The 22,989-nt window shown below is 40.2% G+C and carries 19 protein-coding genes; 10 read left to right on the top strand and 9 right to left on the bottom strand.

Annotated elements, in window-relative coordinates:
• Window positions 1–41 precede the first annotated feature (41 nt).
• Complete coding sequence (locus tag NT175_09515) at window positions 42–1,142, top strand: bifunctional 3-deoxy-7-phosphoheptulonate synthase/chorismate mutase type II (GenBank protein ID MCX6234941.1); 1,101 nt, start codon at window positions 42–44, stop codon at window positions 1,140–1,142.
• Window positions 1,143–1,156: 14 nt separating this feature from the next.
• On the opposite strand, the gene NT175_09510 is transcribed toward NT175_09515, so the two are convergent.
• The 6 genes from NT175_09510 to NT175_09485 all read right to left on the bottom strand — a co-directional run bounded on the left by NT175_09510 (window position 1,157) and on the right by NT175_09485 (window position 7,503).
• On the bottom strand, window positions 1,157–2,068 hold the full coding sequence (locus tag NT175_09510; GenBank protein MCX6234940.1) for a magnesium transporter CorA family protein: 912 nt from the start codon (window positions 2,066–2,068) through the stop codon (window positions 1,157–1,159).
• A gap of 116 nt (window positions 2,069–2,184) precedes the next feature.
• Window positions 2,185–4,575: a M14 family zinc carboxypeptidase gene (locus NT175_09505; protein ID MCX6234939.1), complete on the bottom strand. Its 2,391-nt coding sequence runs from the start codon at window positions 4,573–4,575 to the stop codon at window positions 2,185–2,187.
• A 96-nt stretch (window positions 4,576–4,671) separates the two neighbouring features.
• Entirely contained in the window at window positions 4,672–5,298 is a 627-nt protein-coding gene (gene gldD / locus NT175_09500) for a gliding motility lipoprotein GldD (GenBank protein ID MCX6234938.1), read from the bottom strand.
• Window positions 5,267–6,628, bottom strand: coding sequence for a gliding motility-associated protein GldE (gene gldE / locus NT175_09495; protein MCX6234937.1), 1,362 nt, complete (start codon window positions 6,626–6,628; stop codon window positions 5,267–5,269). Before gldE ends, gldD begins: the two co-directional genes overlap by 32 nt.
• Before the next feature lie 145 nt (window positions 6,629–6,773).
• On the bottom strand, window positions 6,774–7,199 hold the full coding sequence (gene ssb / locus NT175_09490; GenBank protein MCX6234936.1) for a single-stranded DNA-binding protein: 426 nt from the start codon (window positions 7,197–7,199) through the stop codon (window positions 6,774–6,776).
• 142 nt (window positions 7,200–7,341) lie between these two features.
• Complete coding sequence (locus tag NT175_09485) at window positions 7,342–7,503, bottom strand: hypothetical protein (protein ID MCX6234935.1); 162 nt, start codon at window positions 7,501–7,503, stop codon at window positions 7,342–7,344.
• Between the two features lie 185 nt (window positions 7,504–7,688).
• Here NT175_09485 and NT175_09480 point away from each other — a divergent pair, with 185 nt between their 5' ends.
• From NT175_09480 to lnt, 5 genes are all read left to right on the top strand, one after another.
• A complete protein-coding gene (locus NT175_09480; GenBank protein ID MCX6234934.1) occupies window positions 7,689–7,976 on the top strand; it encodes an integration host factor subunit beta in 288 nt (95 codons plus the stop codon).
• Window positions 7,977–8,249: 273 nt separating this feature from the next.
• The gene (locus NT175_09475) at window positions 8,250–9,800 is read left to right on the top strand and encodes an Rne/Rng family ribonuclease (protein ID MCX6234933.1); all 1,551 of its coding nucleotides are present in this window, start codon (window positions 8,250–8,252) and stop codon (window positions 9,798–9,800) included.
• 78 nt (window positions 9,801–9,878) lie between these two features.
• Complete coding sequence (trpS, locus tag NT175_09470; protein ID MCX6234932.1) at window positions 9,879–10,874, top strand: tryptophan--tRNA ligase; 996 nt, start codon at window positions 9,879–9,881, stop codon at window positions 10,872–10,874.
• Window positions 10,875–10,880: 6 nt separating this feature from the next.
• Window positions 10,881–12,056 carry a GTPase HflX gene (gene hflX / locus NT175_09465; protein MCX6234931.1) on the top strand — a complete coding sequence of 392 codons (1,176 nt, stop codon included), beginning with the start codon at window positions 10,881–10,883 and terminating at the stop codon, window positions 12,054–12,056.
• A 26-nt stretch (window positions 12,057–12,082) separates the two neighbouring features.
• On the top strand, window positions 12,083–13,717 hold the full coding sequence (lnt, locus tag NT175_09460; protein MCX6234930.1) for an apolipoprotein N-acyltransferase: 1,635 nt from the start codon (window positions 12,083–12,085) through the stop codon (window positions 13,715–13,717).
• Between the two features lie 32 nt (window positions 13,718–13,749).
• Here lnt and NT175_09455 read toward each other — a convergent pair whose 3' ends face one another.
• Complete coding sequence (locus NT175_09455; protein MCX6234929.1) at window positions 13,750–14,817, bottom strand: phosphatidylserine/phosphatidylglycerophosphate/cardiolipin synthase family protein; 1,068 nt, start codon at window positions 14,815–14,817, stop codon at window positions 13,750–13,752.
• A gap of 112 nt (window positions 14,818–14,929) precedes the next feature.
• On the opposite strand from NT175_09455, the gene NT175_09450 reads away from it, so the two are divergent.
• Genes NT175_09450 through nadD form a run of 3 tightly spaced genes read left to right on the top strand, consistent with a single transcriptional unit; the run spans window position 14,930 to window position 16,987 of the window.
• Window positions 14,930–15,805, top strand: a complete 876-nt coding sequence (locus NT175_09450) for a YicC family protein (protein ID MCX6234928.1) — start codon at window positions 14,930–14,932, stop codon at window positions 15,803–15,805.
• A complete protein-coding gene (gene gmk, locus NT175_09445; protein ID MCX6234927.1) occupies window positions 15,806–16,381 on the top strand; it encodes a guanylate kinase in 576 nt (191 codons plus the stop codon).
• A gap of 12 nt (window positions 16,382–16,393) precedes the next feature.
• Window positions 16,394–16,987 carry a nicotinate (nicotinamide) nucleotide adenylyltransferase gene (gene nadD / locus NT175_09440; GenBank protein MCX6234926.1) on the top strand — a complete coding sequence of 198 codons (594 nt, stop codon included), beginning with the start codon at window positions 16,394–16,396 and terminating at the stop codon, window positions 16,985–16,987.
• 62 nt (window positions 16,988–17,049) lie between these two features.
• Here nadD and gpmA read toward each other — a convergent pair whose 3' ends face one another.
• Window positions 17,050–17,793, bottom strand: coding sequence for a 2,3-diphosphoglycerate-dependent phosphoglycerate mutase (gene gpmA / locus NT175_09435; protein ID MCX6234925.1), 744 nt, complete (start codon window positions 17,791–17,793; stop codon window positions 17,050–17,052).
• A gap of 117 nt (window positions 17,794–17,910) precedes the next feature.
• On the opposite strand from gpmA, the gene NT175_09430 reads away from it, so the two are divergent.
• Window positions 17,911–20,988, top strand: coding sequence for a DUF2723 domain-containing protein (locus NT175_09430; protein MCX6234924.1), 3,078 nt, complete (start codon window positions 17,911–17,913; stop codon window positions 20,986–20,988).
• 11 nt (window positions 20,989–20,999) lie between these two features.
• Here NT175_09430 and NT175_09425 read toward each other — a convergent pair whose 3' ends face one another.
• Window positions 21,000–22,955 (bottom strand): M1 family aminopeptidase, encoded by a 1,956-nt coding sequence (locus NT175_09425; GenBank protein ID MCX6234923.1) that lies wholly within the window; start codon window positions 22,953–22,955, stop codon window positions 21,000–21,002.
• Window positions 22,956–22,989: the final 34 nt, after the last annotated feature.

Below are 22,989 nucleotides of genomic sequence, written 5' to 3'. Positions count from 1 at the left end.
ATCTGATTCATTTGTATACTTTTTTTTAATAATTTTATATTATGGATACCATAAAGTCGCTGAACATATTACCTATTGATGCCTGGTTAAGTATGTTCAGCCCTCCCCTGGTCATTGCGGGCCCATGCAGCGCTGAATCAGAACGCCAGATGATTAACACAGCGCGTGGACTTGCTGAAATTGAACAGGTAAGGATTTTCAGGGCCGGGATTTGGAAACCCCGCACGCGGCCGGATGTTTTTGAAGGAGTGGGGTCAAAAGGATTGGACTGGCTCAGGAAGGTTAAAATGGAGACCCGCTTGCTCACAGCCGTTGAGGTGGCAAAAAAAGAACATATAGAGGAAGCCTTGCGTTCTGACGTTGATGTCTTATGGATAGGTGCCCGTACCGTGATAAATCCCTTTTCGATTCAGGAAATCTCTGATGTACTGAAAGGGGTTGATATCCCTGTCATGGTTAAAAATCCTGTTGCACCTGATCTCAACGCCTGGATAGGAGCATTGGAAAGACTGAATGAAGCAGGCATCAAAAAACTGGTCGCCATACACCGTGGTTTTTACCATTTTGAAAATTCTATTTACAGGAATATACCCATGTGGGAGATTCCCATCGAACTCAAACGTCTGATTCCACATCTGCCTCTGATTTGCGATCCAAGCCATATCGGTGGCAAAAGAGAATTGATATTTGATATTGCTCATAAAGCTATGGATCTTAAAATGGATGGACTGATGATCGAATCTCATTTTGATCCTGATAAGGCCAGAACAGATGCCCTGCAACAAATACTTCCTGCAGACCTGAAGGTTGTTTTATCGAAGCTGGTTATAAAACAGCAAAAGGGTGAACCTGAATTTGAATCCAGATTGGAAGAATTCAGGGCTGAAATTGACAGACTCGATGATGAACTGATCAGAATTCTTTCAAAACGGATGGATATTGTGAGGGAAATAGGTAAATTCAAGGAGCAGTACAAGGTCACAGTCCTTCAGCTAGACCGTTGGAGCAAGCTCGTTTCCGACAGGGTGAAGAAGGGGGTGAGGCTTGGAATCAGCAGGGATTTCCTGATAAAATTATTTACCCGTATACACCAGGAATCTATTGATATCCAGACAGATTCCTCAAAAAATAACAAGCTGTGACAAATCAAAGAGGTTTACAACCATTTTCGCCTCTTGAAATAAACAATCATCGCCACTCCCAATGCAAGCATTCCACCCATTAAGATCCAGAAGAAATTCGGATTCCCGCTCAACGGCAATTTGGTCAGGTTCATCCCATATAAGCTGGCGATAAATGTCAAAGGAAGAAGAATAGATGAGATCATGGTCAATATTTTCATGATCTCATTTATTTTATTGGTCTGAAGGGAGTCAAAGGTTTTAGACAAACCTTCAATAAGTTCGGCATAGTCTTCTGTCAGGTCCCAAATTTTCTGCGAATGGTCGAGGATATTACCCCAGTATTCCTCCATGCTGTCAGCATAACCTTTAATATCGCCCGACTCAAACATGTGGAAGAGGCGGAGTTGGGGTTTGAACATCGTATTCAGGAGAATGATATTCCGCCGCGTTAACGATATCCTCTCAATGATCCGTTCTGCCCTGCGATTGAACAATTCACGGTTGAGCAGTTCGAGTTCCAAACCAATTTTTCTGATCAGAGTAAAGGTATCGTTCATTATCCGGTCAAGAATCCTGTATAGCAGGGCGTCGCTTGTTCCGAAGTCAAACTCCAGTCTTTTCTCGGCATGTTCCTTATATTCATCAAATATCCTGTCGACCACTTCATGGGTTTTCCCGACCGTAATAACATAATCTTCACCCCAGAATATTTTAACTTCTTTGGTGACAATAAATCTATCCCACCGGTCAAAACTTGGAAAATGAAGTATAAGAAAATAGTAATCATCGTAAATATCGATCTTAGGGCGCTGGTTAAAGCTGCGACAGTCCTCAATATCCAGAGGATGGAAGTAAAATTCTTCTTCAAGGAATTTGAGATCGTCCTCTTTAGGATCACTGATATGATGCCATTTAAGAGTACCAATTTTAATAGTGTGAATCATTGCACCATCCCCTTTCATTGATTATGTTACACAACTTTCTACATTCCTTTTGGCCTTTATATAGTAAATTGAAGTTAAAAAAAAATACGATTTAATAGTTTTTGCTATTATCTGTTTTATTGAATAATCAGTTTTTTAGCCTGCGATGAACCAAAGGGTCCGGTCAAAATATAATAATATATACCCGGCTGCCAGCTTTCAACATTAAAAGTCACTGATCCCGATTCATTCTTTATAATCACTTCTGCTGTTTTCTGACCTAGAGCATTACACATAACCATTCTGGTATTTGACATTAGTCGCGGTAGTGAATAGGTAATCCTGACCTCGGAGTTTGCGGGATTGGGAACCGGACCGGAAAGAATAATTTGATCAGGCATAATGTTTTCACCTATTCCGCTATATATATCGATAATCGTTACACTGAGATCATCGAAATAATAACCATCCTCTCTCGAACTGGCGTCGCTCACCAGAGTAAAACGAATGATAATGCTATCGCCAAGAAACTGATGTAAGTCGATCTCTTCCTTTACCCAGTTAGTCTGGAATCCATCATAAAGAGGTTGCCCGGGAAGCTGGTTTGAGTTTCCGGGTTTTGTGTATTTACCATTTAATGGTATCCAGGTTATACCACCATTTGATGAAGCTTTCACCTGTACATAATCCCATCGGGCTTCAATAGCCCACCTGGTCCAAAAATTTAACACAGCATATTCTGCAGTAGACAAATCAATGAATTGGTTTAGGGTTATGGATGAGGTAATGTTATTCTGATAATTGCCAAAGGGTGAATCAGTAATTGATCCGGTAGGAGAATGGAATTGCGTTGTGGAGATGCCCCATGAACCAGCATTCCAGTTTATCAGAGCATTGCAGTCATCTTCAAACACAGTTACCGGCACACCATAAACCTTGTGTATAGTATCTGAAGTCGTAAAGAATCCATTGTAAATTGAGAGAATATAGGTTATGGCCTGACCACTCGAAATATCTGGATTTAAACTGAATCCGATAGAATCTGTCAGGGACTGCAAAATTTCAAGTCCCGTGAAAACTTTTGGCTCCCCGATGTTCTGTATTTCATCACCGACAGGGGAAATACTGACGGTATATGTGCCATTATTATTTAGACCAAGACGTTTTAGGTCGAATAGAAAATATCCATAAGTCTGCTCTATGATTGACGGGCTGATATTTTTAACTTCGGCATAGGCGCCAACATAATAGGCAGCCAGCAAATTCATCAGCATAGTTTCCTGGCACAGAGGGATGATCCTGTCGGAAGCAGGCCAGAATCCATCATCTTCTGTACCGACTTCAGGTGTCACGCCAAAAATCTTATTCTTTGTCAACTGCTCCCCATATAACCAGTCATTGGCATCTCCATTTGTAGAATATAAGATTTCCCAGGGAGTACCAGTCAGAAAATCATTATCCACAGTCATCGCCTGAGCGTAAGCCTGAAATATCTGATCATCAGGTTCAGGGGTATAAATGTGAGTGTATCCAAATGGATAGAGGTAATCATTGCCAAATGAATGGTAATTAAAGGCAAACTGGAAATTATGTTCCTCGCAGAAAAGTTTTATAGCCTGTGGTTCGGGTTCGGAAAAGGCATCAGGACCGCGATAAGTGTCAGCCCATGTATAGGGAGAAGAACCCTCGTCATCGTAAGCCCACATATAACCATAATTCCTGTTCAGGTCCACACCATAGGAGCCATCGCCGTTATCTCTCATGTTTTTCCGCCACATGCCACCGCCATTGGGATTTGTTTCCTGATTGTATATATAGCCATCAGGATTCACAACCGGAACAAAATACAATTCCCTGTTATCCACAAGGTTCTTGATATTCGGATCTGTATCATAGTTTTCGAGAAGATAATACATGAAAAAAAGCAATTGCTGCATGCCAATAGGTTCACGGGCATGATGCAAACCTGTATAGAAAACCTCAGGTTCATCTTCATTGACTTGCGGATTATCAGATATCTTTACCCAATACAAAGGACGACCATCATGAGTGAGAATATCACCGATCGGTGCCCGGGCTGTAATAAGAGTGGGATATTTGGCAGCCATGCTGTCGAGATGTGCCAGCATTTCCTCATATGTGCAGAAACCACCCATTGAACCCAGGCTGAAATCATCAGGAATCTGGTAATCCCGTAACTGAGCATCAGACCCTATACTCTCGCTTTGACGCGTATTCCTATCTTGATAATAAGCAGACATATCATTAATCAGGATTTCGACAGTAAATCCGTTAGACATAATTTTTTGCAGATCGGTGTCAGAAAAATCCGAAATTATATATACACCTTTTTTAATTATACCTTCATCAATGGGTATACCCAGTTCAGCGAGTTTTTTGAGCCCTAGTTCATCGGTGTTTATCTTTGCTCTCGAATAAGTATCTGACTGACCAAACACGGGGATGGTCATACCCAGCAACAATAAAATCGAAACGACTCTTTTTATAAATATTTTCAATATGAACATTCCCAACAAAGACAAATGCAATAATACCTTTACGAAATAAGATGGCAAAGATAAAAATTTAATGATATGAGCTGACGCAATTACTGATAATAAAACTTACCGGGAATGCTTATTTAAAGGATTGTCTTTCCATTTAAAAGTTTCAATCATATGCATGATATCCTGTTTGATGAAATCAATAACCGGGGCCAGCGAATCATTGTTAGGTCTGATATTAAAGTAAAGAGCGACCCTGACAAAATGCCTGCAGCTGTCGGTGATAAAGAACTGATAAGGAGATGCTGTTCCTGATCCGTTGATCTGATAAATCATCCCATATAAATCCCTTTCCTTGTCCCTGATTTCCTGTTCCTCAATGGAAGTAGCTTTTGGAATATGTTTAAAAACCAGTGTTCTGGAATCTTCAAAGAGGTCAGAAAGGTTGCCGTTTACAGTTTTATAACTTAAATGCAGTTTCCCATGAAACCTTGGATAATCGATATTCATCCAAAAGGGTTGGTCGGGGGCATAAGGATCAGGTAAAAGCCTGGCATAAACAGGGTATTCAAAAGTAAATGGAAAAATTGAATCCAGAAGGATATACGTTTTATCGGGAGTATCAATACGAAAATACCCTCTTGGTTTTGGTGTATATTGTCGTTTGCAGGATACAGACAGCAGGGCCATGCAAATCAGTAAAAAAAACCATCTTTCAGGATGACTCATTTTCTTTAGTTTCATCATTTAATGTCACTCGGATTTTATTTATTCGTCTGCGGTCTGCTGATTCAATCCTGAACACGAAATTCCTGAAAAAAATATTGTCAGATTTTTCAGGTATCTTACCCATCAATTCCAGGATAAGCCCTGCAAGTGTATCTGATTCACCTTTTACTTCATCGAAGATATCATCATTAATATCCAGGATTTTACAAAAATCATTGATCGAAGTCTTTCCCTCAAAAATATAATTATGATCATCCAGTTTTGTGTAACTGATTACATCTGATTCCTCATCAAACTCATCACTGATTTCTCCGACGATTTCCTCGATGATATCCTCCAGGGTCACCAGTCCTGATGTGCCGCCGTATTCGTCAACAACGACAGCCATGTGTATTTTTTTATCCCTGAATTCCTGTAAAAGGGTATCGATCTTCTTATTTTCGGGAATGAAAAACGCGGGGCGCAGTAAGGAGAACCATTGATAGTGTTCCTGCTTGTCAAGATGAGGGATAAGGTCTTTGACATACAGGATTCCCAGAATATTATCAATGGCATCTTCATACACCGGTATCCTTGAATAACCAGATCGGATGATGATATGGAGAAGTTCCGGGAAGGTAGTTTTGGCATCCACAGCAGTGATATCCATTCTTGGCTTCATCACCTCACTTACCTGCATATCGCCAAAGCGGACAATACTTTTAAGAATCCTTTTTTCTTCCTCGGGTGTGGCCTCGCTGGAGGTGATATTAATGGCTTCGGAAAGGTCGTCCCTTGAAATGTCATGCCCCCTTTTGGTCATGCGTTTATCAATAATGGATGTCGACCTGACAAGTAGGGTACTCAATGGAAACAACAAATTAACCATTATGTGCAAAGGACCTGCCATAAGATTGGCTACTTTCAGGGGATACTGTGTTGCATAGATTTTAGGCATGACTTCACCGAATAACAGTATAATAATCGTGACAATAACCACTTGCGTAATAAAAGTTAACACCGGATAAACCATCAGATCAAATAATTCAGTAGTGATATAGGTCGACAGAACAATCACGCCCAGATTTATGAAATTGTTGGCAATCAATATGGTTGCAAGAAGATATTTGGGTTGTCCAAGCAAATGAAGGATCACAGTGTCTTTTTTGTTCCTGGATGATCTGATTTTGCTGAGATGAGGCGGTGACATAGAAAAATAAGCGATCTCTGAAGCAGAAATCATGGCGGAGAAAAAAAGTAAAATGATGATGACCAGCAGGGCAACGATAATACCGGTTGAAAAAACTTTAGCTATGCCGGCCAGCAAGCACACACTAAACAGGCGAGGAAGCGCGACCAAGAATTCCAAAATAAATGATTAAATGACCCGTAATTATGCATTTGCAAAAATACACAATTATTCTTATTGGCCTCCATGATTGTATGAAGAGGTTGCCAACCTATAATAGGCTGAACGACCTCTTCACTAAAAAAACCACCAGGGAACTTTCCATCTAGAATGGCAAATCGTCCGTCTGGTTTGCTGGTTCTTCGTTTACCTGGGATTCTGCAAGTGTTTCATCTGTAACAGGTGAAAGCGGTGTATCACGTTTGACACCCAGCATGGTCATTGAAGTACCTTCAATTTCGACAAGTGATTTCGGATTCCCATCTTTGTCTTTCCATTGATTTGTCCTGATTCTTCCTTCAAGATAAATCTGGCTACCTTTTTTTAAATATGATTCGGCGATATCAGCCAATCCCCTCCAAAGAACAATCCTGTGCCATTCGGTATGCTGTTCTTTCGTGCCTTCTCTGTTTTTGAATGATTCAGTTGTAGCCAGGGTAAACGTCGCCTTCTTCAACCCATTATCAAAACTCTGAATTTCAGGATCTCTGCCCAAATTCCCGATTAAAATAACTTTATTAACTCCTGCCATAATAAGTTGTTTTAAAGATTAATAAATTGGATAACACAAAATTAATATAAAATGAACTCGGCTTAAAGTTTACAGTATAGCAAACCGTTTTTCATCTTTTACTATTTATCCGGAAAACACAAAATTGTGACCCTGTTTTTAATTATTTTTTATTTTCATTCTCCTGAAAAGACATTTTATTGTCCTGCAGGAACATTTCGATCAGCCGTGGCACCGGGTAATCATGAAGGTCCTCTGTATGACGCCAAGGCAAGTCACGCTTATGTTGATCATACCAGGTGATGATTAATTCCTGAAAATCCATTTGCCAGTATCTAAAGACAGGGCTATGAAAACCATCTGTATCATGTTTTCAAACATAAACAAATCAGATAGATAAAGGATTATTTTTTTGTAAAAAAACAGAATAATTTTTAACTGAATTAAAATAATCATATATTTGCAACCCTAATAAAAAAATTTATTATCAATCTTTAAAAATATCAGAATATGACAAAAGCAGAAATTGTAGCCGAAATTGCAAACAAAACCGGTATTGAAAAAGTAGCCGTACAGGCAACTGTTGAAACTTTTATGGAAGCTGTAAAAAATTCTCTTGCAGCCGGAGAAAATGTATATCTCAGGGGTTTTGGAAGCTTTATCATTAAGAAAAGAGCAAAGAAAACGGGAAGAAATATTTCCAAGAATACGACCATTATAATTCCGGCTCATAATATTCCCGCATTCAAGCCTGCAAAAACCTTTGTTAACGGCGTGAAAAGCAAGGTGAAGAAATAATTTCCCAACTCCAAAAATTTTCGGTAATGCCTAGCGGTAAAAAAAGAAAACGCCATAAAATGGCAACACATAAGAGGAAAAAACGTCTAAGAAAGAACAGGCATAAGAAAAAGTAAAAGCTAATTCATACTATTCATGGCTGTTCACATTGTTTAGTTCTGGCTTATGACGATTTGAACAGCCTGTTAGCTATCTGCATCAAAACCTGAAATTCCCAGGTCAGTAATTACATTGGCAACCTCTGGGATGATCTTTCAATAAAATGCTCCTTACGTGAATAAAGAATTAATAATCGATTCCAGATCATCAGAAGTCGAGATTGCCTTATTTGAAGACAAGCTGCTAGTCGAACTCAACAAGCAAAAAACTAATTATAGTTTTTCGGTCGGAGATGTATACCTGGGAAAGGTAAAAAAAATCATGCCAGGCCTCAATGCGGCCTTCATCAACGTTGGTTACGAGAAGGATGCTTTTTTACATTATCTTGACTTAGGCCCTCAGATACGCTCACTAAACAAATATATCAAGTTACTGCTTTCCGGCAAGGCTAGTCAATTGACGACTGACAGATTTATCCTTGAAGAGGATATTGATAAAACAGGTAAGATTTCTGATATCCTGACTATGAATCAGCCTGTTCTTGTTCAGATTGCAAAAGAACCCATCTCAACCAAAGGGCCCAGGGTATCCTCTGAGGTTTCTTTCGCAGGGCGGAATATCGTTATGGTACCTTTCAATAACAGGGTTTCCATCTCTCAAAAAATCAGGAGCCAGGAAGAACGAAACCGTCTGAAAAGACTGATACTGAGCATTAAACCCAAAAATGTCGGGGTTATTGTTCGCACTGTTGCGCAAAATAAAAAAGTCGCAGACCTGGACGCCGAACTTAGCCTGCTCATGAAAAAATGGGAAATGGCTATGCACATGTTGCCGTCGGCCAAACCACCACAGCGCATCATAAGCGAAATCGACCGTACATCGGCTATCCTCAGGGATATGTTAAATGATACATTCAACAATATCCATGTGAATGATTCTGTACTGTTTGAAGATATAAAGAGTTATATCCAAAGAATAGCTCCCGATAAGGCAGATATTGTCAAATTATATAGAGGTAAAGTACCTATTTTTGAGTACTTCGGTGTTGATAAGCAGATAAAAAGTTCTTTTGGCAAGGTAGTGACCTTCAAAAGCGGGGCCTATCTGATCATTGAACATACGGAGGCCCTTCATGTTATTGACGTCAACAGTGGGCATCGGATAAAAGCTGAAAACTCACAGGAGACCAATGCTTACCAGGTAAATCTGGAAGCGGCTACTGAAATCGCACGACAGCTCCGGTTAAGGGATATGGGTGGTATCATTGTTATTGATTTCATCGATATGCGTGATCCCTCCAACCGTAAAGCATTGTTCCAGAAGTTGAAGGAGGAGATGGCCAAAGACACTTCCAAGCACACCATCCTACCCCCAAGCAAATTTGGCCTGGTTCAACTGACCAGAGAACGGGTCAGACCTGAAACCAACGTGGAAATCCTTGAGAAATGCCCGGCCTGTGATGGTACGGGACAAATCAAACCCAGTATTATCCTCATCGACGAAATTGAAAACAATATTCAGTACCTGCTACGCGATCAGAATGAAGGGTATCTAAAAATTGCCGTTCACCCTTATATTCATGCGTATTTAACTAAAGGCATCTTTTCACAGCAATGGAAATGGTACTTTAAGTTCAAGAAATGGATGCCCATCAACCCAATGGGCGCCTATCACCTGCTGGAATTTCATTTCTTCAACAGGAATAATGATGAGATCAAAATATAGCTTGAAGCATTTCTTTTGCTTTATCGTTATCAGGAAAAATCCGGAAAAATTTTTTATTTTTATATTATCTCAGTATCCATGGATATAGTTGTCAGCGGAATACGTCCAACAGGGAACCTGCATCTCGGTAATTATTTTGGTGCGGTAAAAAATTTTGTTAAAATGCAGGACAACAACACCTGTTTTTTCTTTATTGCCGATTATCACTCTCTTACTACTCATCCAACACCCCTGGACCTCCACGGAAATGTAAAGCAGGTGCTTGTTGAATATCTCGCAGCCGGTCTTGATCCGGAAAAATCAACATTATATATACAAAGCGATATTCCGGAAGTACCGGAACTGTACCTGTTACTGAACATGAATGCATATCTTGGTGAGTTGGAGCGCTGTACATCCTTTAAAGAAAAGGTTAGAAAACAACCTGAAAATGTCAACGCTGGTTTACTGACTTATCCGACCCTGATGGCAGCCGATGTGATTATTCATAAAGCACACAAGGTTCCAGTCGGTAAGGATCAGGAACAAAACCTGGAGATGATGCGCACTTTCGCAAGACGTTTTAACAGAATGTACAAAGTCGATTATTTCCCTGTTCCTGTAGCTTATAATTTTGGTGAAGAACTCATTAAGATCCCGGGGCTGGATGGCGGCGGGAAAATGGGGAAATCAGAAGGAGAAGACAATGCGATTTTTCTTATTGATGATCCTGCAACTATCCGGAGTAAGGTCATGAAAGCAGTCACTGATGTAGGTCCGACAACAATGAACCAAGTAAAACCGGAAGCCATCGAAAACCTTTTTACACTGATGAAGGCGGTTTCTGCTCCTGAAACAGTGGCATATTTCGACGAGAAATATAATACCTGTACCATCCGATACGGAGAGATGAAGAAGCAACTTGCCGAGGATATGATCCATTTCACTGCGCCATTTCGTGAAAAAATAAACGAGTTAACATCCAACGACGCATACCTGCGCAAGGTTGTGCATTTTGGGGCTCAGCGTGCACGCGAAAGTGCTTCGAGAACAATAAGGGAGGTCAGGGAAATCATCGGATTTAAGCCTTTTTAAATGGAGATGGCCATCAGGAAGGAAAAAGCTGTCATCATCGGGCTTATCAATCATAATCAGGATGAAGAAAGGGTAAAGGAATACCTTGACGAGCTGGATTTTCTTATCGATACAGCCGGCGGTACAACCCTTAAACGATTCACACAAAGGCTTGAACAGCCTGACTCAAAAACCTTTGTAGGCCAGGGAAAACTATTTGAAATTCAGGAGTATGTCCGATTCTACGGTGTTGAAATAGCTGTCTTCGACGATGAACTGAGTCCCTCCCAGATAAGAAACCTGGGAAAAAAACTGGAATGCAAGATACTGGACCGCAGCAATCTCATACTTGATATATTCGCCAAAAGAGCACGTACAGCTCATGCCAAGACTCAGGTCGAATTAGCTCAGTACCAGTACCTTTTGCCCCGGCTGACAGGTATGTGGACGCACCTTTCAAAACAACGCGGAGGTATTGGATTCAGAGGACCTGGTGAAAAAGAAATCGAAACCGACCGTCGTATACTCAGAGATAAAATTGCCTTGCTGAAGAAAAAACTTGAACAAATCGACAAGCAGAAAGCCATACAACGTAAACACAGGGAAGGACTCGTACGCGTTTCACTTGTGGGATATACCAATGTCGGGAAATCCACCATCATGAACCTGATCAGTAAATCGAACGTTTTTGCCGAAAACAAACTTTTTGCCACACTAGATACTACTGTCAGAAAAGTAGTGATCAGGGACCTCCCCTTCCTGCTTTCAGATACAGTCGGATTTATCAGGAAACTTCCACACGACCTTGTGGAATCATTCAAATCAACTCTGGATGAAGTGCGTGAATCGGATCTGATCCTCCACATTGTGGACATTTCACATCCTGATTTTGAAGAACAAATGGCCATCGTAAAACAAACGCTCCTCGAAATCAATGCATTCAACAAGCCTGCCATCATCGTTTTCAATAAGATAGATGCTTACAGATATATAGAAAAGGAGGCTGATGACCTGACGCCTGCATCAAAATATAATATCAGCCTCACAGATCTGGAAAAAACATGGATGGCCAAAGCCAATATGCCATGTGTTTTTATATCAGCATCTAATAAAACTAATTATGAAGAACTTAAAAGGATGCTGTATGAAGAGGTAAGAAAAATTCATGTTAAGCGTTATCCTTATAACAACTTTCTTTACTAATTTGGCTGACCTGAAAAATAGCCTGCATGAAGAAGTACCATCTAATACTGTTATCCGTATTATCAGGCCTCATATTAAGTGCCGGATGGCCGGCCAGGGGCTTCCCCTTATTACTGTTCTTCGGATTTGTCCCCTTTTTATTTATTGAGGATTTTATCCTGAAAAAACAAACAGATCACAGGTTCAGTAATTTCAGCGTCTTTCTTTATACATTTCCGGGATTTCTGACATGGAATATCCTGACTACATGGTGGATTTATAATTCAACCGATATCGGAGCGATCCTGGCTTTTTTGCTGAACTCAACCTTTATGGCTGGTGTTTTTACAATTTCTCATGTCACACGCAGGTCTCTCAAAAATCCGGACTATGGGTATATTGTGCTTATCGCTTACTGGATGACCTTTGAATATATTCACCTGAACTGGGAAATATCATGGCCCTGGCTTAACCTGGGAAATGGTTTTGCTTCGTATTATAAATGGATACAATGGTATGAATACACCGGCACTTTTGGAGGAACTCTCTGGATACTTCTGGTCAATATATTAATTTTCAGGATTATTAAACAGTCTTTCCAGGAAAGGGTACTCACCAGGTCGATTCGTATTCAGGTTCTTTCAGCACTGTTGATAATCATTATACCGATTGTTGTATCACTGATCATGTTTAATCGCTATCAGGAGAAGCTAAATCCTGTGCATGTTGTGGTTGTCCAGCCAAACCTGGATCCATATTCTGAACAATATGGTCTGGACCCTACGGATGTGATCGACAGGATCCTCAAATTATCTGACCAGAAAACCGACAGCCTGACTGATTTTGTTGTCTGTCCGGAATCCGCTATCCAGGATAGACCGCTTTATGAAGATCAGATCCTGTTTTCACGCAGTTATAAGCTTTTGAATGATTATGTTAAAAAATATCCTGATTTGCAGATTGTAATAGGTGCATCAACCTATAAGATTTTCAATGACAATGAACCCCTGAGCCATACCGCAAGGAAATTCCATGATGCTGAAAAATATTATGACGCTTATAATACGGCCATTCTTATCAGCCCCAATGACACTTTTCAGCTTTATCACAAATCAAAGCTGACACCTGGAGTTGAGATCATGCCATATTCCGAATACCTTAAGTTTCTTGAAAAAATGACCATAAACCTTGGTGGTACTGTCGGCAGTTTAGGTACAGATAATGAGCGAAGGCCATTCTCAATTCCTTCAAAATCGCTCAAAGTCGCGCCGGCTATCTGCTATGAATCAGCCTATGGTGAATTTTGCGGACAGTTTGTAAAAAACGGGGCCAATCTGATTTTCGTCATTACCAACGATGGCTGGTGGGGTAATACGCCAGGCCATCGTCAGCATCTTACATTTTCATCCCTCAGAGCTATCGAGACACGGCGCAGTATAGCCCGGTCGGCGAACACAGGAATTTCTGCCTTTATCGACCAACGCGGCACTATCCACCAGGCTACAGCATATTGGGAACAAGCTGTTATTAAAGCGGATATCAATGCCAATTCAGGACTGACCTTTTACGTGAAGTACGGAGATTTTATTGCCAGAATTGCAACTTTCGTCAGCATCATATTCATCCTGATAACCGTCAGTATCCGCATAGTGAAAGCTATTAGCCGAAAAGTTCATTATTAATTTGCTTTCTGTTTTACTGCTACAGTAATAAATCAGAAAAGATGGCGGAAAGGAATCAGCAATCGTTCGAATAATTTATCAGGGAAAGGTCTTTTTAACCAGTGTTCATAATCAAAGGGTTCAGAGTTTTTAATAGTATCTTTGATATGCACGCCCAACAGGTCCAGAATCTGTTGATTTCTTCCAATGATGGCTATTTCATGCTGGTATCTGAAACTTCGGTAATCAAAATTCGAAGAAGCAATTGAAAACACCTTGCTGTCAATTAATACACATTTGCCATGAAGATTACCGGGAATATAAAATAAAAATCCGACATTGTGCCTGCACATCAGACCGATGTATCTGTTTCGCAGGATATCCACCAGACGGAGATCGGAATGTTTGGGCATGATGACCTTCACGTCAACACCACGGTGGGCTGCATCTATAAGAGATTTTCGCAGCATGAGACCAGGCAGAAAATATGGTGTTTCAATAACAATTTCTTTTTTTGCGGATTTGATGATATCAAGGTATCTCTTTCTTAATTTCTGCATGGCCATTGAAGGCACATCCCTGATGATTTCAAATTCCCTGTGCTTGATTGTTCTGACATACGACGGTTTCTCAAAAACATATCTTTTATAAATCCTGAAATCCTGCAGGAAAATATGTTTAAAGTGAACTGCAATATCATCAACCATCCTTACCATCAGGTCCCTCCAGTCCATAGCATAATCCACAATATTTGCCGATCCCAGCCAGGTAATTTTATCATCAATAACCAGTATCTTGCGATGATTGCGGCGGTGATTCTTGGTAAAAAAGTCAATGAAGAATTTGATCTTTTTAAAGAACCTGACCTCACCTCCGGACTGGATGAGCTGGGTAAAAGAAGCTTCTGTTACATAAGCCCCCCAGGAGTCAATAAGTAATTTCACTTCAATCCCTTCTTTCGCTTTCCTCGTAAGGGCATCCCTGAATAGATGACCTGCCGGGCCATCACTGAATTTGTACATTTCCAGATAAATGTACTCCCTGGCCTGTGCAATATCATCAAGCATGAGGGCATAAAAGTCAGGAGCCTTCTCGAAGATCTGATAATTTGAATTACTCATTTTCACCCTGTGGCATTTCACTCCAAAGATAACAAAGCCGCTTCATTGTTAATCATAAACTTATAAAAATGTAGAACCGATTTCATACCTTTGTTTAATAATACCAGGACATATGCTCAAATCGATGACAGGCTACGGTAAAACGGTAGTTGATATCCACGGAAGAACCGTCATAATTGAGATTAAAACCCTCAACAGCAAGCAGGCCGATATTTCAATCAAAACACCTCTGTTATACAGGGAAAAAGATTCTGAAATCAGGTCTCTCCTTATTGAAAAACTCGAAAGAGGAAAAATCGATCTTACCATTTATTTTGATAAGAGCGGTGAAGAATCAAATTTTTCGATCAACATACCACTCGCAAAAAAATACTTTCATGAACTAAAAAAATTATCAAATGAACTCGGTGAAAATGATACTGACGAGTGGCTTCCTGTCATCATCCGTTTACCGGAAGTGATATATGTTGAGAAAGGGGAGCTGGAAACCGGAGAATGGAATAAGCTAAAGGAGTCCCTCCTGCTCGTCACAGAACAAGTTGATGAATTCCGGAAAAAAGAAGGAGGCATCCTTGAGAATGATATCTCTAACCGTGTCTCATTGATCATACATTCTCTTGACTACATCGAAAAAATTGAAAAAAACAGGTTACTTATTGTACGAGAGCGGCTTAGAAAGGAACTTGCATCCTTCAAAAATGACCTGGTTATTGATGAAAACCGGTTCGAACAAGAACTGATCTATTACATGGAAAAACTTGATATTACAGAAGAGAGAGTTAGGCTGAAAAAACATAGTGAGTATTTCATAGAAACCCTGAAAAATGGGACTTCCAATGGCAGAAAGCTTGGCTTCATCACTCAGGAAATGGGCAGAGAAATCAATACTATTGGCTCAAAAGCCAATGACGCAGCCATTCAGAAGCTAGTAATCGAGATGAAAGATGAATTGGAAAAAATTAAAGAACAGCTATTAAATATCTTATAGATGGCGGGAAAACTGATCATTCTCTCCGCTCCTTCGGGTTCAGGAAAAACTTCAATAGTTCGACAGGTACTTCAGGCCGGATTGCATATTGAATTTTCTGTATCATCTTGCAGCCGTCCTCCACGCCTCAACGAAGTAAACGGCAAAGATTATTATTTCCTCTCACCGGCAGAGTTCAGGGAAAAAATTAATCACAACGAATTTATAGAGTGGGAAGAGGTTTACCCTGGACAATACTATGGTACTATGAAATCAGAGGTAACCCGTATCTGGAACAACGGTAACCATGTCATCTTTGATGTGGATGTGATCGGGGGCCTGAATATCAAAAATTTATATAAGGAACAGGCTATATCAATTTTTATCATGCCACCATCTATTAGTATTTTGGAAGAAAGATTACGTCACCGGAATTCTGAATCTGAGGATAGCCTGCGTAAGCGTTTAAAGAAGGCGGATTATGAAATGACTTTTGCCGACCGGTTTGATAAAATTATTATCAACGATGATTTACCTATAGCAGTGGACAAAACCATTCTATTAATAAAAGAGTTTATCCAGGATAATGCCAGTTAGAAACATCCAAAAATGAGCACATTGCAGCGAAATACAGTTGGATTATTTTTCGGTTCTTTCAATCCTATTCATATCGGGCATATGGTCATCGCCAATTATATGCTTGAATTTACCGACCTGGAGGAAGTATGGTTTGTTATTTCGCCGCAAAATCCATTTAAAATCAGAGAAGGACTGCTTGCTGATAACCACCGGTATTACATGGTCAATCTGGCAGTTGAAGATAACTACAGATTAAAAGCATCAAATTTTGAATTCCATCTGCACCAACCTTCATATACCATCACAACACTGACATATCTACAGGAGAAGTATCAGAAAAAAAATTTCATTTTAATTGCTGGTTCCGACATACTTCCGACATTCGATAAATGGAAGAACTATAAGCAGATTCTTGAACAGTACAAGATGTATATCTATCCCCGACCTTATACCGAATCCCATCCATACGGGAATCATCCGGGCATCAAATTTGTCAAAGCCCCACTTATGGACATTTCTTCCAGTTTCATCCGTATAGCCATTAAAGAAGGGAAAAATGTATCCTTTCTATTACCACCAAAAGTGTTTGATTATATTACAGAAATGCACTTTTATGAAGAGTAGAAAACATTCTATATAAAAGTTAAAGTTAATCCGCAAGTGAGGATCCTAAGAGGTGCCATCAGTCACTTTTTTCCCTGATTGGCAACCCTTTCCATCTTCTTTTTTATCTCTTCTTCATCTCCAATGAAATAATCGCGAACAACTTTTAAATGATCATCAAAATCAAACACATAGGGTATGCCTGTCGGAAGGTTCAGATTGACTATATCTTTATCGCTAATGCCCTTGAGAATCTTTACAACGGCTCTTAAACTGTTACCATGTGCCGCGATCAGAACATCGTTGGATACTTTCAGAGCATCCATGATTTCGCGGTTCCAATAGGGTGTCAACCGGTTTACCGTGTCTTTAAGTGCTTCCGTTGCCGGTATCTGTGAAGACGTAAGTGATTTATACTTAGGATCAAAGCGGGGATGGCGTTCATCGTTATAATCCAGCGGAGCCGGAGGTAAATCGTAACTCCTCCTCCAGAGAAGTACCTGTTCCTCTCCATACATGGAAGCCATTTCCTTTTTATTCATTCCCTGTAGCATCCCATAATGCTTTTCGTTTAATCGCCAGGTTTTATAAACAGGGATCCACATCATATCCATCTCATCCAGCACCAGCCACAATGTTCGAATAGCCCTCTTCAGGTAGGAAGTGAAGGCTACATCAAAATGATAGCCTTCTTTTTTAAAGATCCGTCCGGCCTCCTTTGCTTCTTCAATACCATATTCAGATAAATCTATATCAATCCAACCCGTGAAACGGTTATCCTTATTCCATATACTTTCTCCGTGACGTAATAATACCAATCTCTTCATAGGTCGATGTTTTTTAAAATATTCTTTTTCAGAATATTATTGATAAAGTTTTAGGTATAAAAAAATTTCGGCAAAGTTAATAAAATAATCAATATTTTTACCCAAAACACTCACCTGATGGAATCATACCGTAAAGTCAATATTGTTCTTGGCTGGCTGATTTTTGTCGCTGCATCTGCGGTTTATATTCTGACTTCAGAGCCTACAGCCAGTTTCTGGGATTGCGGGGAATATATTTCGACTGCCTATAAGTTACAAGTAGGACACCCTCCAGGAGCACCTTTATTCCAGATCATAGGCCGGTTTTTTTCCCTTTTTGCCTTTTCTAACCCCCATCTTGTTGCAAGAATGGTTAACACTATGTCAGCTTTAGCCAGTGGCTTCACCATTCTTTTTCTCTTTTGGTCAATCACTATGCTGGCAAAAAAGATTATTTTACACAATAATGCGATTACAAAGGGGAAACTTTATGCTATAATTGGCAGTGGTATGGTCGGTGCGCTGGCTTATACCTTTTCTGATTCCTTCTGGTTTTCAGCTGTGGAAGGCGAAGTGTATGCCATGTCATCATTTTTTACCGCTATTGTTTTCTGGGCCATACTTAAATGGGAGGAGTCATCCGATCAGATGCATGCATTACGTTGGATCATTCTCATCGCTTATCTCATGGGGCTCTCAATAGGTGTTCATCTTCTTAATCTTTTGGCTATTCCGGCCATTTCATTCATCTATTATTATAAAAAGTATCCCAGGCCTACATGGAAGGGTATCATTAAAACCCTCATCCTTTCATTTCTCATCCTTGCCTTTGTGATGAACGGCATCATCCCCTGGATTGTCAAACTGGCCGGACTTTTTGAGCTGTTCTTCGTCAATTCGCTTCGATTACCCTTTAATACCGGTACACTGATTTATTTTCTGTTACTTGTCAGTGGGATAATATGGGGATTATGGTACACCAGAAAACGCCAAAAAGTTATCTGGAATACCTCTATTCTATGTCTGGCTTTCATACTTATCGGTTATTCTTCATTTTTACTGCTGATTGTCAGGGCCAATGCAAACACGCCTATTAATGAAAACAATCCGCGTGACGCCATAGGACTACTATCTTATCTGAACCGCGAACAATATGGTGACTGGCCAATTCTGCGGGGACAATATTTCAATGCGCCGGTCATCGGCCAGAAGAATGGAAAGCCGGTGTATACCAAAGACAAGGAAAAAAAGAAATATGTAATAACCGATGAAAAAAAGGGTGTCATCCCTGTTTATGATCCGAGGTTCATGACCATTTTTCCAAGAATGTGGTGTAATAATGAACCGTACTATGCCGATGGGTATGAGCAATGGGGAAAAATATCAGGGATTCCTGTTTCGGTTCCCGGGCGCGATGATAAGGCAAGGACTCTCCTTAAACCAACATTCACTGAAAACATCAGATTCTTCTTCAATTACCAGATCAACTATATGTACTTCCGGTATTTCATGTGGAATTTTGCGGGCCGTCAGAATGACAATCAGGGTTATGGCGATTATCTGGATGGTAATTGGATAAGTGGTATTCGATTTATAGATGAAAAGCGACTCGGACCACAGGATAACATTCCCGAAAACCTTAACAGCAAAGCCCGAAACCGTTTCTACATGTTACCATTGCTTCTGGGGCTCATCGGATTGGCTTACCATTGGCAGAAAAGCAGTAAGGATACATGGGTTGTAGCCCTGCTTTTCATTATGACGGGTCTTGCCATTGTCGTATATCTAAACCAGTATGCGCCTCAACCCAGGGAAAGGGATTATGCTTATGCAGCCTCATTCTATGCCTTCGCTATATGGATTGGTCTGGGAGTTTTATACTTTTTTGAACTGCTAAGTAAAAAATTCGATCAGAAGCTTTCAGCAGTTATTGCAACAACGGTATGCCTGTTGCTGGTACCCGGTATCATGGCTAAAGAAGGATGGGATGATCACAACCGGTCAGGAAGATTTATTGTATTAAGCACGGCAAAGAATTATCTCAACTCCTGTGCACCCAATGCCATTCTTTTCACTAACGCTGATAATGACACATTTCCGCTCTGGTACGCCCAGGAAGTTGAAGGATTCCGTACCGACGTCAGGGTGGTTAACCTGAGCCTGCTCAGTACCGACTGGTATATTGATCAGATGAAAACAAAAGTATATGATTCTGAACCTGTGCCTTTTTCCCTGACAAAAGACATCTATAAACAGGGAAGTTTTGACATCACATATCTGATCGAAGAAGATAGTCTAAACGATTATGTCGATTTAACCACTCTTATGGACTTGCTTGAAACAAATCCTGATCAATTCCAGTTTATGAGTGAGATGGGACGCATAGATTATCTACCTGTTAAAAAGTTAAAAATTGCGGTTGATTCGGCCTTGGTTACCAGTAATGGAACGGTACCACTGCATTTGGCAAACCGGATACAACCTGTTGAATGGAAACTGGATAAGTATGTCATTTATAAAAATGAGCTGATGATATTGGATTTATTGGCATCCGACAACTGGGAAAGACCGGTATACTTCGCGTCTACCACCGGTGAAGATGCTTATATCGGGCTTCAGAACTATTTCCAGATGGAGGGCCTTGCCTACCGGCTTATTCCGGTCAGAGCTGATGAAAACGTTAGTCTGACCGGCCAGGTCAATACCGTGGTCATGTATGATAACCTCATGAACAAATTCGACTATACCGCACTGAACCAACCAAGTGTTTACCTTGATGAAACAGCCAGACGTATGATATCGAATTTCCGTAACAGTTTCAGCCGTCTGGCAATAGCCCTTGTTCTTGAAGGCAGGTATGATTCAGCTGTAGCTGTTTGTGATCGCTGTATCGAAATTATCCCTGACAACTGCGTGCCCTATAATACCCTGATTATTCCTATTGCTGAAACTTATTATAATACAGGAACCTTTGAAAAGGGTAATGCCATCTTCAACCGCTTACTTGATTATTATGACCAGGAACTGAACTATTACTTCTCATTCGATGACATCAAGATTCAGGAAATGCAATCACCCATTCAACAGGCGTTGGCCCTAACACAACATATCAGTAAAATTGCCTCTGGCTTCAAGCAGGATGAACTGATCATAAAGGCAGAAGAGATACTTACAACTTACTCAGCCTTGTACATATCAACGTTTAAAAGGGAATAAAGACCATCAAGTCATAATTTTATCACCTTCTGCGCAAAAGAACCGGAATCCTGAATGGCCTTCAGAATATAAAATCCGGGATTGAGTCCAGATAAATTCAGTTGATGGGATTGGTGGGGCTGCAATGTCATTTCGAATTTTGTGTGCAGGCTGCCGTCGATATTAAATATTTTTATTTCACTCACAGGTTCAAATCCTGCTCTGAACCATAGCACATCCATAACGGGATTTGGGAAAATAAAGGGTCTAGATGGATCACCGAACCCCTGAATACTAAGACTGACAGTGCTGCCTTTTGAGATTATCCATTTGTCCGGGTCGAAAAATACTGAGTCAACATGAAAACCCGGTCTTATCATAAAAGACTGCCCTGAATATTGATGATCAAAAACGATAAGGGTATCGGCACTTTCTCCCTTGAACAATAGAGGAACGGGAAGTTCGAAAAAACCAACAGAGGGAAGTGACTGCGACTGGTTAATAACGACCTCAATCTGATCATTTTCCTTATAAGTACATTTAATAAAATAAACAGGAAATCCTTCACCATAGTACCAATCGCTAAAAAAGCCGGTAAGATCCTTGCCACTGACTGATTCAAGGTGTTGCTTAAGATCAAAGGTAGTGGCATATCCATAGGCAAGATCGGGGTCATTAAGATAATTCCTGAGGGCTGAATAAAAATTGTAGTCACCAATAATCCATCTGATCATGTGGAGTATCATAGCCCCTTTACTGTATGATAAACGTGAACTGAATATCCTGGAAACCGAAGTTGTATCCTCACAATATACCGAACCTCCGGGTTGACTGGTCACATAATTGATGTTATTCCTTTTCCAGATCGGCCACCAATAGCCGTCGAACATATGTTCATAGGTTAAGCCTGCCAGATAGGTAGCAAAACCCTCATTCAGCCATATCTCATGCCATGACCTGCAGGTTATATAATCTCCAAACCAGGAATGAGCAAGTTCATGTGCCAATATCTCATGATTAAATGTACCGGAGAAAGTTATTGTTTGATTTTCCATGGCTCCGGAGGCTATCTGCTGGGCATGTCCATATTTCTCATTTCCAAAAGGATAAGGTATAAAAAGTTCATTGAAAAGTTCCATAACAGGAATTACGCCCGGAGTGATTCCTTTTATTCTTTCCAGATCTTCAGGAAATACAAAATTCATTATTTCCAGAGAATCAGAATACACATTTACATAATCAGAATATACCGAATAATTTGTCACAGCAATGGCGATCAGATAGGTAGCTATCTGGTAACGGTGTTTCCAGTGATAAATCCTATATTCCCCGTTAAAAGTCTCACTAAACAGAATACCATTACTCGCTGCACAGAATTGACCGGGAGTTGTAATGAATATATCGACAGAATCTATCTTATCTGAAAGATCATTTTTGCATGGCCACCATTCTTTTGCAAAGTAAGGTTCAGAAAAAGTATAGATAATTGGCGAGCCATTGTGGTGATCCTGCATAAAACCTTCATATCCGGTACCGGATCCAGGTATACCCTGATAAAATACGATGATGGAATCTAACTGATTTAGAGGCAATTTCTCATCAAGAAAAATCTGTAGTCTATCGGTGATAGTGAGGTCATATCCTACATGCGTACCATGAAATTTTATGGAATCTATGGTCATTTCATGGAATAATTCAAAACTGATTGTGTCAACAAGTGGTTTAACCGTTCGGAAATAAGATGTCACTGATCCTTTAATATATTTTAACGAAGGATCAATGAACCAGTTAAAGCGATGATAAACCAGATCATAATTAGATCCGATAAAGTTGGGAGCATGTGGTACAAACCGGGAGATACTTTTCTGTTCGTTGAATGCTAATTCTCTGATGTTATCGATTCCCGGAGGATACTGGCAATAAGCAGGAATTGCTGCAAGGACAAGAAATGTGAAAACCGGGATTATCCTGATTGAAAAATTCATCATCTTTGTAATATCAATTATAAAATTACGCGAAAGA

This window comes from Bacteroidota bacterium, from assembly GCA_026391695.1.
Lineage (GTDB): Bacteria > Bacteroidota > Bacteroidia > Bacteroidales > JAGONC01 > JAPLDP01.
This window is presented reverse-complemented; position numbering and strand designations above follow the sequence as displayed.